Source organism: Robinsoniella sp. KNHs210 (assembly GCF_000686105.1).
Lineage (GTDB): Bacteria > Bacillota > Clostridia > Lachnospirales > Lachnospiraceae > Robinsoniella > Robinsoniella peoriensis.
In genome coordinates this window covers 4,796,010-4,809,430 of record NZ_JMLZ01000002.1, presented here as the reverse complement: position 1 = coordinate 4,809,430, position 13,421 = coordinate 4,796,010, and the positions used below count along the sequence as shown (strand labels likewise).

General features: G+C 40.1%; 16 protein-coding genes. 1 reads left to right on the top strand and 15 read right to left on the bottom strand.

From position 1 onward, the window contains the following. Positions 1 to 104: 104 nt before the first annotated feature. The 12 genes from CD03_RS0127435 to CD03_RS38105 all read right to left on the bottom strand — a co-directional run bounded on the left by CD03_RS0127435 (position 105) and on the right by CD03_RS38105 (position 10,636). Positions 105 to 782 (bottom strand): D-lyxose/D-mannose family sugar isomerase, encoded by a 678-nt coding sequence (locus CD03_RS0127435; RefSeq protein ID WP_027296363.1) that lies wholly within the window; start codon positions 780 to 782, stop codon positions 105 to 107. A gap of 92 nt (positions 783 to 874) precedes the next feature. Further along, a complete protein-coding gene (locus CD03_RS0127430) occupies positions 875 to 1,804 on the bottom strand; it encodes a carbohydrate kinase family protein (protein ID WP_044289710.1) in 930 nt (309 codons plus the stop codon). Positions 1,805 to 1,934: 130 nt separating this feature from the next. Next, positions 1,935 to 3,104, bottom strand: coding sequence for an ROK family protein (locus CD03_RS0127425; RefSeq protein WP_052378009.1), 1,170 nt, complete (start codon positions 3,102 to 3,104; stop codon positions 1,935 to 1,937). A 55-nt stretch (positions 3,105 to 3,159) separates the two neighbouring features. Then, the gene (locus tag CD03_RS0127420) at positions 3,160 to 4,035 is read right to left on the bottom strand and encodes an EamA family transporter (RefSeq protein WP_027296360.1); all 876 of its coding nucleotides are present in this window, start codon (positions 4,033 to 4,035) and stop codon (positions 3,160 to 3,162) included. A 32-nt stretch (positions 4,036 to 4,067) separates the two neighbouring features. After that, on the bottom strand, positions 4,068 to 5,450 hold the full coding sequence (locus tag CD03_RS0127415) for an MATE family efflux transporter (protein WP_242849164.1): 1,383 nt from the start codon (positions 5,448 to 5,450) through the stop codon (positions 4,068 to 4,070). A 73-nt stretch (positions 5,451 to 5,523) separates the two neighbouring features. After that, the gene (locus CD03_RS0127410; RefSeq protein ID WP_027296358.1) at positions 5,524 to 6,291 is read right to left on the bottom strand and encodes a MerR family transcriptional regulator; all 768 of its coding nucleotides are present in this window, start codon (positions 6,289 to 6,291) and stop codon (positions 5,524 to 5,526) included. A 68-nt stretch (positions 6,292 to 6,359) separates the two neighbouring features. Continuing rightward, on the bottom strand, positions 6,360 to 7,316 hold the full coding sequence (locus tag CD03_RS0127405; RefSeq protein ID WP_027296357.1) for a DUF1848 domain-containing protein: 957 nt from the start codon (positions 7,314 to 7,316) through the stop codon (positions 6,360 to 6,362). Between the two features lie 125 nt (positions 7,317 to 7,441). Then, positions 7,442 to 8,143 carry an ABC transporter permease gene (locus tag CD03_RS35045; RefSeq protein ID WP_052378008.1) on the bottom strand — a complete coding sequence of 234 codons (702 nt, stop codon included), beginning with the start codon at positions 8,141 to 8,143 and terminating at the stop codon, positions 7,442 to 7,444. Beyond that, positions 8,140 to 9,030 carry an ABC transporter ATP-binding protein gene (locus CD03_RS0127395; protein WP_330377411.1) on the bottom strand — a complete coding sequence of 297 codons (891 nt, stop codon included), beginning with the start codon at positions 9,028 to 9,030 and terminating at the stop codon, positions 8,140 to 8,142. The genes CD03_RS35045 and CD03_RS0127395 overlap by 4 nt, the downstream gene beginning before the upstream one ends. A 290-nt stretch (positions 9,031 to 9,320) precedes the next feature. Continuing rightward, the gene (locus CD03_RS0127390) at positions 9,321 to 9,803 is read right to left on the bottom strand and encodes a hypothetical protein (RefSeq protein WP_027296355.1); all 483 of its coding nucleotides are present in this window, start codon (positions 9,801 to 9,803) and stop codon (positions 9,321 to 9,323) included. Beyond that, positions 9,804 to 10,244 carry a LytTR family DNA-binding domain-containing protein gene (locus tag CD03_RS0127385; protein WP_027296354.1) on the bottom strand — a complete coding sequence of 147 codons (441 nt, stop codon included), beginning with the start codon at positions 10,242 to 10,244 and terminating at the stop codon, positions 9,804 to 9,806. Between the two features lie 221 nt (positions 10,245 to 10,465). After that, on the bottom strand, positions 10,466 to 10,636 hold the full coding sequence (locus CD03_RS38105; RefSeq protein ID WP_156043045.1) for a hypothetical protein: 171 nt from the start codon (positions 10,634 to 10,636) through the stop codon (positions 10,466 to 10,468). A gap of 145 nt (positions 10,637 to 10,781) precedes the next feature. On the opposite strand from CD03_RS38105, the gene bcp reads away from it, so the two are divergent. Beyond that, entirely contained in the window at positions 10,782 to 11,246 is a 465-nt protein-coding gene (gene bcp / locus CD03_RS0127375; RefSeq protein ID WP_027296353.1) for a thioredoxin-dependent thiol peroxidase, read from the top strand. Between the two features lie 141 nt (positions 11,247 to 11,387). Here the strand turns inward: bcp and CD03_RS0127370 are convergent, their stop codons facing one another. The 3 genes from CD03_RS0127370 to CD03_RS0127360 form a co-directional block, all read right to left on the bottom strand. Further along, the gene (locus CD03_RS0127370; protein WP_027296352.1) at positions 11,388 to 11,846 is read right to left on the bottom strand and encodes a hypothetical protein; all 459 of its coding nucleotides are present in this window, start codon (positions 11,844 to 11,846) and stop codon (positions 11,388 to 11,390) included. Positions 11,847 to 11,939: 93 nt separating this feature from the next. Then, on the bottom strand, positions 11,940 to 12,758 hold the full coding sequence (locus CD03_RS0127365; protein WP_027296351.1) for a MerR family transcriptional regulator: 819 nt from the start codon (positions 12,756 to 12,758) through the stop codon (positions 11,940 to 11,942). 6 nt (positions 12,759 to 12,764) lie between these two features. Beyond that, positions 12,765 to 13,238, bottom strand: a complete 474-nt coding sequence (locus CD03_RS0127360; RefSeq protein WP_027296350.1) for a pyridoxamine 5'-phosphate oxidase family protein — start codon at positions 13,236 to 13,238, stop codon at positions 12,765 to 12,767. Positions 13,239 to 13,421: the final 183 nt, after the last annotated feature.

Below are 13,421 nucleotides of genomic sequence, written 5' to 3'. Positions count from 1 at the left end.
CAATACCTTTTTACTATATCCGTATACCTTATTCTCTACTTTATTCTCTACTTTATATTCCTATAAATTTATTATAAAATCTATTATATTTTGACTTGCTGGCTCTATGCCTTTGGATATTCCGTACAAAGTAATCTGTAGGCAGGTTCATCTTCGTCGATTGTTGGGAATCTGCCAATCGGATCGTAGAAACGATTGTCATTTTCATCATCGTTGCACATAGATACTTCTCCCAGCAGCACGGCGCCTGTTCCTTCTTCTACATTGAAATCATGATACATATATGGATAAATGGTAATACTTTCTCCCGGAGTCAGGCGAACCTGGGTTCCGGCAGGTACTTTAAATTCTCTGCCATCGCAGTTGACTGTAACATCCGTATCTGCAAATGCTCCGTCTTCCGTTGAATTATAAACACGGATCAGGACATTTCCGCCGCCGCGGTTGATAATATCTTCCATCTTATTCCAGTGGAAATGCATAGGAGCCATCTGGCCTTCATTTACCATCAGAAGCTTTTCTGCGTAGGTTTTCGTATACTTATCATTTTTTAAATTACCGTTACGGATAGTGATTAAAGCAAAGCCTACTTCATCAAATTTTCCGAGTCCGTAATCTGTAATATCCCATCCCAGCATATTGTCGCGGATTTCATCGTATTCCGCTCCTTTATCTTTCCATTCTTCTGCTGTCCATTTGCAAAATGGCGGGACTTCAAAACCATGTTCTTTGATTAATGCTTCCATGTCTTTAATAACTGCATTGATTTTTGATCGTTTCATATTCTGCCTTCTCCTTATACTTATCCGCGGATCATTTCCGCTATTTATTTTGTTGCCAAATGTGTCAAACCCCTCTAACAGATCATTTTATATTACAAATATTCCTCAATCTGAGCTCTTGTAGGAAGGGAATCAATTGCCCCCTTAGTCTGTACGCAGATCCATCCTGCAACATTTCCATATTCCATTGCTTTTAAAATATTCTCTAAGGCAATATCCTCTTTTTTCTCCGCACCCTGTATCAGGATACTGGATAAAAATCCGCCCCAGAATGCATCGCCGGCGCCGGTAGCATCTACTGCTTTCGCTTTTCTGCCGGGAATCTCGCGTACTTCACCGCCAAAGAAGCATTTTGCCCCCTTTGCACCTAATGTCTCAATTACAACCGTAATTCCATTTTCCTTCATAAGCGCCAGAATATTTTCTTCACCGCCCATCATATCTACTTCTTCTTCCGAAATCTTGAGCAGATCCACATAAGGCAGTACTTCCCGAACTTTAGCCGCACATGCATCAATATCATCATCCCACATTACATTGCGGTAATTTACATCAAAGCTTACCAGCTTGTTGTTCTCATGAGCCGCTTTCATTGCATAGACGGTAGCGTCCACTGCGGTTCCCTGGGACAGGGAACAGGAACCTGCATGTACCATTTTGCTGTCTTCTATATTTGCGTTCTTAACATCATCTATCGTAAGCAGGGTATCTGCCCCCGGCTTTCTTGCAAATGTAAAGGAGCGGTCTCCATCTTCCGCCAGAGTTACAAATGCCATAGTCGTAACGGCATCCTTTGTCAACTCTTCACATAAAACTTCCACATTATTTTCTTTTAAAGTATCTACCAGAAAACGTCCAAAATCGTCATTTCCCATTTTGCCGCAGAATCCGGCCTTTAAACCATTTTTCCCGATTGCAATAGCAACGTTTGCCGGCGCTCCGCCAGCCTTTCTGATATAACTAAACGGCTCGTTTCCCGGAATAAAGTCTATTAACATTTCTCCAACACAAATAACATCCATTTTTTTACCTCCAATTGTTTTAAGGTTATTTATAGTAATATTATATATGTAAATCGCCTTTACTAATTACATTTATTATAATTAATTAAAATAGTAAAGTCAATATACATTTCAACTAAAAAAATATTTTTTAAAATAGCAGTTTTCCTAAAAATGCCTGCTGCAATACCTGGCATGCTCCTCCCAGCAATTGCGCATCTGCCCCAAACTGTGTTTTTTTGATTTCAATTTCCTGCGCATTGTGAAAAAATCTGCGGCTGTTTACTTCCTCTTTCAGGACTGCAATGGCATTCCCAGGCAGATAAATCCCATCATGCCCCAGAAGAATCAGACCCGGATTTAAAATATTTACATAATTTACCAACGCTGCGGCCAGTTTCTTCATCACATCGGCGAATACTTCTTCCACCGCCGGATCATTGCTTTCCCTGCAAAACCGGGTAAAACGGTAATTGTTGTTTGTTTCTCTCTGCAGACGTTCTTCCACTACCGGAGTGGTTGCATATAATTCCAGACATCCTTTATTTCCACAGGTACATTGCTCCCCCTGGTAATCAATGCTGGTATGTCCCACTTCAGACGGAAGTCCGCTCTGGTTTTCATACAAATCTCCGTTCATGACCATCCCGCATCCGATTCCCCGTCCCAGACCCAGAAACAGGAAATCCTTATACTCATTTCCATATCCATATAACAGCTCTGCAAGTGCTCCGCTTTGATTGTCATGGTTTAAAAAGACAGGGAGATGATACCGCTCTGCCAATAGTTCCACAATGGGGATATTTTTAATATCCCAAAAATAGAGGGGTTCCAGGATCATTCCCTTTTTCACATCTACCGGACCAATGGATGCCACGCCGATTCCCAGTATGTTCCTCTCTTTCTTCCTCAGCCTGTCAATCATCTCATATAACTGTTCCATCAGCTCATCGCTGTTGGTCACACAGGCTTCCTTCATGACTCTGGTCTCCCGCCTGATGATATTTAAACTAAAGTCACACATAACAACTTCCAGACGGCTTCTGAATACCAGTACGCCAATGATTTTCGGGCATTGTCCGGATATTTTCAAGCGGATCGGATTCCTTCCGACTTCCTCATTCTGCACAACACTGGTTTCCTCAATCAAATGCTGTTCCAGCATTTCCGATACAATATTTGTAACTGCCATTTTCGTAAGACCTGTTCTTCTTGCAAGCTCTGCCCTGGAAGTACAGACTCCCGTAGCAACCAGCTTTAACATCAGTCCCCTGTTTAACTGTCGGTATGTCTTGCTGTTTCCGCCTTTTCCACCGTTCACACTAATTCTCCTTGCTGATTTATTTCTGATTCTACCCATATTTTAATCCATTTTTCTAGATAAGTAAAGCAAGTGTACCAAGTACAATCAAAATCAGTCCTGTCGCAGCCCTTTTCTTTAATTTTTCCTTTAAAACAAAGTAAGCAAAAAAGACGGTCACTAAAATACTCAGTTTATCGATGGGCACTACAACGCCTGCCGGTCCGTCCTGCAATGCCCGATAGTAACAAAGCCAGGACAGTCCTGTTGTAAGCCCGGATAAAAAAATGAATATCCAGGATCGTCTATCTATGTCTTTTATTTCTTTTTGTTTGTGCAGTCCGAAAACTATGATCCATGCCATGATTAATACAACCATAGTGCGGATTGCTGTTCCCAGATTGGATTCTACACCAGTTATCCCAATTTTGCCAAGTATCGCCGTAAGACTTGCAAATACTGCTGAGAGAAGAGCATATATCAGCCAGGCTCTGCCTTTTTGGGTTTTAGCACGGGGCAGCCCATGATCCTTATGTTTCTTCTCAATCATCAGATAAGTGCCCGTTCCGATCAGGCCCATTGCAAGCACCTTGATACCGCCAAGCCCCTCTTTTAAAAACAGAAATGCAAAAAGCATTGTCAGTATTGTACTTGATTTATCAATAGGTACTACCTTATTTACATCTCCCAGCTGCAGCGCCTTAAAATAGCATATCCAGGACGCACCGGTAGCCATTCCGGAAAGGATTAAAAACACAAAAGTTTTTCTGCCGATCTCTCCAATTGTATGAAAAGATCCCGCCACAAAAACCATGAGCCATGCAAAGATCACTACAATTACCGTTCTAAGTGCAGTTACCAGGTATGAATCTGTCTTCTCAATTCCAAGTTTTGCCAGAACTGCCGTTATGCCTGCAAAAAGTGCTGATCCAAAAGCAAATAAAACCCACATCCCACACACCTCCCATACATTCTGATGCCTTTTTATACATTAGTTTCCCGCCTATGTAAAATTTTCTTTATCATTGCAAAATAGCAGGTTCCCGTAACCACCGCACTAATCACGTCTGCAACAGGCTCTGCCAGAAACACCTGGTCGATTTCATATATCAGGGGAAGCAGGAATACTGCGCCAAGATACACAACCTTTCTGAAGGTAGACAATGGTAGTGCCATTTTTGCAATGCCCATACCGGTAAATCCATCCACAAAGGTGTACTGAATTGCTAGTGGTATGATACCTAAAGTATATACCCGGATGGCTCTTGCTGCAAACTGAATGTATGTTTCGTTTTGGGTAAATATCCCTACAAAAGGTCTGGCAAAATTCTGAGCCGTCACAAACATGATAGTAGTAAAGATCAGGCATAAAATAACAATCCACTTCTCCGCTTCCAAAACCCGGTCCGATTTGCGTGCTCCATAATTATATCCAAGTATCGTCTGGGTTCCGGCCGTGATTCCTCCAAGCGGCATCGTTACCATAAGCATAAAGCTCTGTACAATTGTTGCACAGGTAATCAGCATATCTCCCCTGTCCGGACCGCCGTACTTTTGCAAAACGGTATTCAGGGCGATCAGCAGAACGTTGTCCATAACAATAATGATAAATGGCGTAAGTCCCAAAAAGGAAATCTTCCTTATAATCCCAAGACTGTATCCTCCAAAACTGATTGCTATGGGAACTTTTTTCCCAAACAAAAATTTAAGTACGAAACCGCAGGATACCATCTGGGAAATGACCGTAGCAATTGCCGCACCCTTTACTCCCATACCAAAAACGAAGATAAATACAGGATCTAATACCAGATTCATAACTGCACCGATCATCACGGACATCATCCCGACTTTTGCATATCCCTGACAGATGATAAACTGATTCATACCGATGGACATCAGCGCAAATACGGTACCAAGTAAATAGATGGTAAAATAATCATTTGCATAGGGAAAGCTTTGCTCACTGGCACCGAACCACAGCAGCAGATTTTCTTTGAGGGGCAACAATATGATCGTCAGTACCACCGATACCACTAGCAGCAGTAAAAAGCTGTTTGCCAGAATCTGCTTTGCTGATTTTTCATCCTTTTCTCCCATGCGGATACTCATAAGGGGGGAGCCGCCCACTCCCACAAATGACCCAAATGCGGACAAAAGTGCCACGATCGGCCCGCAGATGCCGACTCCCGCCAGGGCAATCTCTCCAATCTGATCAATATTCCCAATATACATACGGTCTACCACGCTGTATAACACATTAATAAACTGCGCCAGCATGGAAGGAATTCCAAGGCGCAGTACAAGTTTTCTAATACTATCTTTTTCTAGATTATTTTCAACCATTTTCTCTTCTCCAATACGGTACATGATCATTTGTACGCACTGAATATTCTATCTGGTTTATGTGAGAATTTCAATAGAATTTTACTTTGTTTTCATACTATTTTTTACTTTGGTTCATTGCCTGAACTGCGTCTCTTAAGAAACGGGCACATCCCTTTACATTCTGGTCATAATAATCCGTAAAACGCTCATCCGCCACATACATTTCAGCTACTCCGTTATGGGCCTCCGGTGTATAATGGCTCCAGGTGTATGACAACCATTCTTTGTGAAGTCCGGCAATTTTTTGTCCCAGTTCTCCCCAAGGATTTTCCTTCTTCTGAACCGCTTCCTCCAGCAGACAGTTTATTTCTTTTCCTGTCATCTGCATTTTTTCATATTCTTCCATGGTCAGATTCATCATTTTGGCATTACTCTTATTCACTGCTTCTGTTCCATAGGCTTTTCTGATCTCTTCACCATACCGTTTTTCATTTTCCTGTATCATTTCTTTTTTTAAGCCTTCAAATTTTTCTCTGTCAGTCATGCTTCTATTCCCTTCTTCCTTTTCAATTGTTTTAGTAACATTTTTAATCAGGAGATCAATTTGCTGCTGACGTTGTTTTAAAACATCCAGATGTTCCCTCAAAATATTCACCCGGTTAAAGGAAACATCTGCAGTGATCGCTTTTATTTTGGACAGTTCCATTCCCATATCTCGAAAAAACAGGATCTGCTGAAGTGCGTCCACTTCCTTTTCTCCATATATGCGATATCCGGATTCATTCACATATGCCGGATGCAGCAGACCAATTCCATCATAATAGCGCAGTGTCCGGGTAGTGATTCCCGCCAGTTTAGCCAGTTTCTGAATGCTATATTCCATTTTCTATCCACCTCCTGATAAATCCATGTTAAACCTTTACGCTGCGTCAATGTCAAGCACTTTTTTCTCTAGGACAGGATTATCGATTCACGTGAGAACAAGCTTAACTGTCTTTCCTTCAAACTTTTTACATTTCGGTCCTTTACAATATCTTTATCCCCCAGTTTACTGCAGAGCAAGGGCGAATCCCTATCATACTTTGCATTATTTTCTAAAGTAAGTTCGTGGTTTAAATTAGCATAACAATATACGCAGCCATTTTTACAGGTATTATATAATCCGATATCAATGCTGGCCGCACATCCACATTCCAGCCTCTGGTTCTTATCCTTTTCCACCTTCAGGGGACAGTCTATGATCTCTGACAACAGTCTGTCATCAATGCATCTTCCGTGAGCAATACCGAATTTATGAAGATCGATATCTTCTGCACATGTTTCCAACGCAATTCCATAGCGGGATGCCGCCTTTGAAAATGCTTCTGCCAGATATTCTTTTTCTTCTCTTACTGCCGGCCGGATCCCCATCTGCTTCATCCTGTTTTTCATTTTTGTGTAGAAATCCAAATAGCTGAAGACACATTTATTGGTATAGGGAGCAAGCATTTCAGCCATACTGGAAAATTCCTTTAAATGGTACTGCACCGTATAAGTATCATTTAGTATAACCGGATCATAACGCCAGATTACACGCTCCTTTCCGATCATTTCCGAAAGGCACTGAAAGCTATTCATCCGATCCTTAAGCAGTGGAAGGTGTTCTTCTATTTCCCTTCCGTAGGGGTTTAACGTATATTGAAAATAATAAGCATATTCTTTCAGTTCATTCAGCCTTTTCAGCATTGGTCTTGGATTTTTGGTCCAGAAAACAATGCCGTCCACTACTTCCGGAGATAAATCAATCCGGCTGATCTGGTGGGCATTCATGGGATTCCTGACCCAGACCTGTTTTTCTTGGATCCGGTTTAAAAACCAATCGGTATAATACGATGGAATATCGGTTCTTCTGCTTGCACTGATTATCATAATCATCCCTCATTTCATAAGTAGTTAACAGTATTTTTATATACTGTACTATTTTATAGGGGATGCGTCAACCTGCCGGGGATAGTAAAAGCCTGGATTATTTACCGTCCAGGCTTTTATACAGCTTATCCATCTAACCGGTTTCTGCGGAACACAATTACAAATCCAACAAGCATTATTGCAAAATTTACCACTATCACCAGTACACCTTCCCAGCTGATCCCTTCCATTTTTTCCACAAAACTGCTGATTTGATGTCCATAAGTGAATTTTGCAATCTGTCCTATCTTGTCATTAAACTTTGCAAGCATAGGTAAAAAAGCAAAGATCATCCCAAAGGGCAGTGCGAGACCGTTTGCCGACGTCATATTTTTGGCATATGCACCGATCGCCATGCCTAAAACAACTGATAAAATGCTTCCTATTCCCAATGCCGCCATAAATTTTACCATTTCAGCCGCTGAATATCCTCCCAGTGGTAAAAAGAGCACACCGGTAACCATAGTACAGAGAAACACAAATCCACCGGTACTAATCAGATACTCTATTGGGTTAACGTTGGACATTAGCAGCATTCTCAGTGTATTTTTTTCCTTTTCTTCCGCCATCATTGAAGAAGTTGCTACGATGGGTGTGAAAATCCCATGCATAACACCAAAAATTGATATAAAAAATGCGCTATTCCCCATCTGTTTTCCCATGCTCTGGGTCATAACCATTGCAATCACCGGAAATGTAAAAAATAATATCAGCACCTGCATATTATGTGCCGTGTCTTTTATCTGTTTGCTAAACAGTGCCTGTAATACTCTTGCATGTATACTCATAGCAGCCTCCTTCCGGTTAATTCCATAAATACCGTTTCCAGATCCGGTTCTGAAGAATGAATAGATTCCACGCATTCCCCCTGAAAATATTCCATAATTCTGTCCGCATTTTCCCTTGTATTTTTCAGTTTTACAATTGATTTATCTTTACACAGAATTGTGATGATATTCTGGGTATTGTATTTTCTGCAAAGTTCTTCCGGTACCCCGTATTCTACGATTCCACCGTCATTTAACAGGGCTACGTGGTCACAGAGCTTGTAAGCCTCCTCCATGTTATGGGTAGTGAGGAATATCGTTGTCCCCTCCTTTTTCAGTTCCAGCAAAAGCTCATGAATTGTCTGTGTCACCGACGGGTCCAGACCGCTTGTAGGTTCATCCAAAAATAATAGTTTTGGCTGATGAAGCATCGCTCTTGCCAGTACCAGCCTCTGCCGCATTCCCTTTGACAATTTTTCCACAGCTTTTTTCTCCGCATCTTCCAGCCCCACACGTTTTAACAGTACTCCAATTCTCTTTTTTTCTACTCCGTATATCCGTGCCGGCAACAACATATTATCATAACAGCTCAACCGTTCATACAATCCGCTATTATCCAGAACCATACCGATCATCTTATAATCTTCTCTGTCCAGCTGTACGCAGGACTTTCCAAAAATGGTCCCTTCCCCCAGATCCGGCTTTAACTGTCCGGTCAAAATTTTAATTAATGTAGTTTTTCCTGCGCCTGACGGTCCCAAAAGACCGAACACTTCTCCTTCTTCTATCTTTAAATTCACATTATTCAAAACACATTTCTCATTGAACGATTTCGATATATCTCGAATTACAATCTCTCCCATATTTATACCCATTGCATATTGCAGGCAAGCCTGCAATACTGCCACAATTAAACAGGTTGAAAGAATCACATCGTGGCGTCCTTTCTATATCATAATTTTCTTTCAACCTTATACCCATTGCATATTGCAGGCTTGCCTGCAATACTGCCACAATAAAACAGGTTGAAAGAATCACACCGTGGCATCCTTTCTATATCATAATTTTCTTTCAACCTTATACCCATTGCATATTACAGGCTTGCCTGCAATACTGCCACAATAAAACAGGTTGAAAGAATCACACCGTGGCATCCTTTCTATATCTTAATTTTCTTTCAACCTTATCTGCCCTTCTTCTAATTTTCTTTCTTTTTCTCTTTATAAACTTTTAACAGTCTGTCGTATTTCTTTTGTTCCAGCTTCGTCTTAATAACCATAAGTATGGTACTGCCAAGGAAGCAGAGACCAAAAGAAATGAAAAAGCCTACCCAAGCCGGCCAGAAATCCAAAGGAAACCACCCAAAGCAGATAACAAAAATCAAAATCACAAGCACACTCAGCACAACCATTATTACCGTACGCCAAAGCATCATGACATTTTGAAATATTTTAGCAGACATACTGATACTCTGTACCAGATTAAGTACAATGGAACACATAAAAAGCTGTAAAATTGTGGTGTTCGCAATCCCTTTGCCCCCCAGCTGATACAGATTTGAAAAATCCATTGACTCTTCTCCCCACAAAGCACCTGCAATCGCAATAACCAGGATTTCCACCGCAAATATGATCATTACCTGAGCAGCAAATTTGTATTTTGAAAGAATTTTATCACTCATTTATTTCACCCCCAACTTCTCTCTGATTGTCCCTGCATACTGTCTGGAAACAAATACTTTTTCTCCGTTATTCATAGTAACCAGAATTCTTCCATCAATATCCGGGCGCAGCGATTTAATCTGATTAAAATTTATAATACAGGATTTCCCTGCACGGAAAAAATCCATGTCCGCAAGCTGTTCTTCCAGTTCATATAATTTCATCGGTGTCTCATAGACTGCTGACTCCGTATAAAAAAAGGTCTTTTTATCTACGGTATCAATATATAAAATTCCGGAAGTATCCAATATATAGGTTTGTTTATCTTTGATACCGGTAATTTTATGATCCATCATTTGTAACACGGCAATTATTTTATCTATTTTTTCATTTGCGCTTGGACAATTAATTGTAATCTCCATATCACTTAAACTGCTGTCCTCCCTGACATGTATCTTCACCCTTCCACCTCCTGCCGCAAATCTCTCTTTGATCTATTCCCACTATACACACTGGCATTTTTTATTTCAACCTGGTTTTTCTAAGTTGCGGAAATTATAGTCTAAGTTGTATCCTTTTATAACTGCAAAATAAAAAGCCATAGATCAATTACTTTTGACCTACAGCTTTATATTATTTCATTTTTTAGTATATACTACTGCCAGAGAATGTGACTTGAATTTTAAATATCGTTATTCTTAGGCGGGCAGAAGGAATCTTTTATTTCCAGCTCACCCGGTAAAAATGTCTGACTATGAGATTTTTTCCCATCCAGAAGCCTTAAAAGCTTGGAAGCTGTCACATGTCCCATTTCTTCAAACGGATAATTCATCGTAATAATACTCTGCTTCATGTATTCTAAACTGATTTTATACTCTTTAAAATATTAATTTCTAAAATTGTCCATAATATGTTAGAATAAGTATTATTATAATAAGTAATGTTGTAATTTTCAATACTCGAAAATAATACAGATGAACAAACAAGGAGGTTTTATTATGTTATCAGCAGGAACAAAAGCACCTGATTTTACTTTAAATGACAAAGACGGCAATGCCATCACCCTTTCCTCTTTCGCCGGAAAAAAAGTAGTCCTTTACTTTTATCCAAGGGATAATACACCTGGATGTACCAAGCAGGCATGTGCATTTGCCAGTGCATATCAAGGTTTCCAGGAAAAGGATGTTGTTGTAATCGGTGTAAGCAAGGACAGTGAAAAGTCCCATATCAAATTTGCCGAAAAATTTAATCTTCCTTTTATTTTATTATCCGACCCGGATCTCGTTGCCATACAGGCTTACGATGTCTGGAAAGAAAAGAAATTATATGGAAAATTGGGCATGGGTGTAGTACGCAGCACCTATATCATCGACGAAAGCGGAATTATTGAAAAGGTCTTTGAAAAGGCCAAACCGGACACAAATGCCGGTGAAATATTGGAATATCTGGACGGAATGGCATAAATTTCCAATCTTTGTATCAACAAATGATATCCCGGATAGAGAATGAGGTGGCGGGAATGAATTTTCAAACACAAACACTCTGGCAAAATTCACATAAAACCTGCTATGATTAGAATGGTCTGCTACGATTTGAATGGTCTGCTATGATTTAAACCTAGCATTATCATAATTATAAGGAATACTTGTTCCCACTACTACATCCTCAATCTTCTGAATGATCAGCCAGTCATCCATATTTCCCTGCCTGTCAAAGTCCATAGGTTCGATTGCTTCAACGTTTTTAAATTCAACCAGGCAGAGACACTTTTTATGCCATCTTTCTTTTTGTTTCTCTGTAAGGTCTAACTTTTCCTGATTTTCCGCAAGCACTTTTATAATCTGCTCTTCCGAAAGCTTTAAATAATTATCCACATGTGCGACTTCTGCTTTTGCAGTTATCTTTCCTGTTCCCTTTTTCATAAAATACAGCGTTTCCCCTTCAAATACACGGCTGTGAGGAATCTTTCTTCCCGCTGCCCCCCGGACAATCATACGCTTAGTTCCTTCCATAATTTTCTCCAAAACCTTTGCTTTATCATCACAATAAACTAAATGTACCATTTTCTTCTATATCCTTTCTATTTTCATGTAACACTATTTTCTTTCACATAAAAAGAATAAACCCTACAGTAACTGTAGGGTCAAGCTTTTTTCTTAACGTTTTCTTACCGGAATTAATAATTCTGTTATAAACTCTTCTTCATGCTCTGTCAGAACCGGATCGATGAGATACTTTTCTATCGCATTTCCACACATTTCAAATCCTTCTTTTTCCATCCATTCCATCATAAGTCCATACGTCTGGTACTCATTGCGGTATGGTCCGTAATGTATGGCGGAAACAACTTCCACATTTCCAAAATCGCGGATATAATCAGATCCTTCCCCTGCCTCCTGTACCGGAACACAAACTTCAATATCCGCATTCATCGGATCATAAACATGGTAGTCATCATAATAGACAGCCATAACCGGTCCAACTGCATTACACTTTTCTTTCTTTATCAGCGCCTCCAGACCTGCAAAGCGCTTCATGAAACCAACCGGGTCAGCCGCCCCTTTATTTCTGATGAAAAGGACCTTCATGGGAGGTAACTTATCTGCATGAATATGCGGCTGATGATCCTGGTAATTTAATGCATTTAAGTAATATTCCAATCTCTTTTCAAGAAGAATCAGACCTTCAATGTCTTCTTTTATTTCAGACAGTTTTTGCTGCAGTGCTTCCCTGCTAACGCTGGCGGTATGATTGGCCAATCGCTCTTTAATTTCTTTAATATTGTATCCCTGTACCTTAAACTGCTTAATTATATTTACATGCAGCAGCTGGGATTTAGCATAGTAGCGGTAGCCTGTATCCCCATCTTTTTTCGCCGGGATTAACAGGCCGATTTCATCGTAATAATGCAGTGTCCGAACAGGTATATCGCAGAGTTTAGATACTTCACCTACCGTATAATATTCTTTTTCCATATGTTGTTACCGATTACAGCATTTACAGCTGATTTCCTCCACTTCCAGTCTTATTACCTTTACCGCTTTTATCATATTTTCCGAAAAAGTCAGATCGCGATTCGTAGTATACTGTTTCATCAATATGGAAAGTGCCTCTTTTTTCTCTTCATAATCCTCTATAAATGAAAGGGTTCCCACTCCCAGAACGCACTTATAATTCATTCCATATCCACATGCAGTATCACTTTCTATCAGTTCATGCGCCGTATCCATTTCAAAACCGGCAGCACCATTTTGTTCCATCAGGCGAATCTTTTTTCCCTCCGGCGCGCTGTGGAAAAAGAGCGTAATTCTGCCGTTTTCCTCACGAACTCCAAAATTAAGAGGTACAATATACGGAACATTTTCATCCTGTAATCCCAGTCTGCAGGTATCACACTTCTGCATTACATCCATTATTTCCTTTAAGTCTGTAATTTCTCTGTCACTTCTTCTCAATATTAATTATCCTCCCGGCCTATGCCTCATTTACTGCTTTTTTATTCACCCCTGATTCTCTTTTATTGTACTTGGAAATTCAATTTTAATCAATATCGAATAATATGATACGACGACAAAATTATAATCTTACTATAATAAAAAGTTGGGTTTTGTCAAAATATGACGCAATTATTCGCGTTC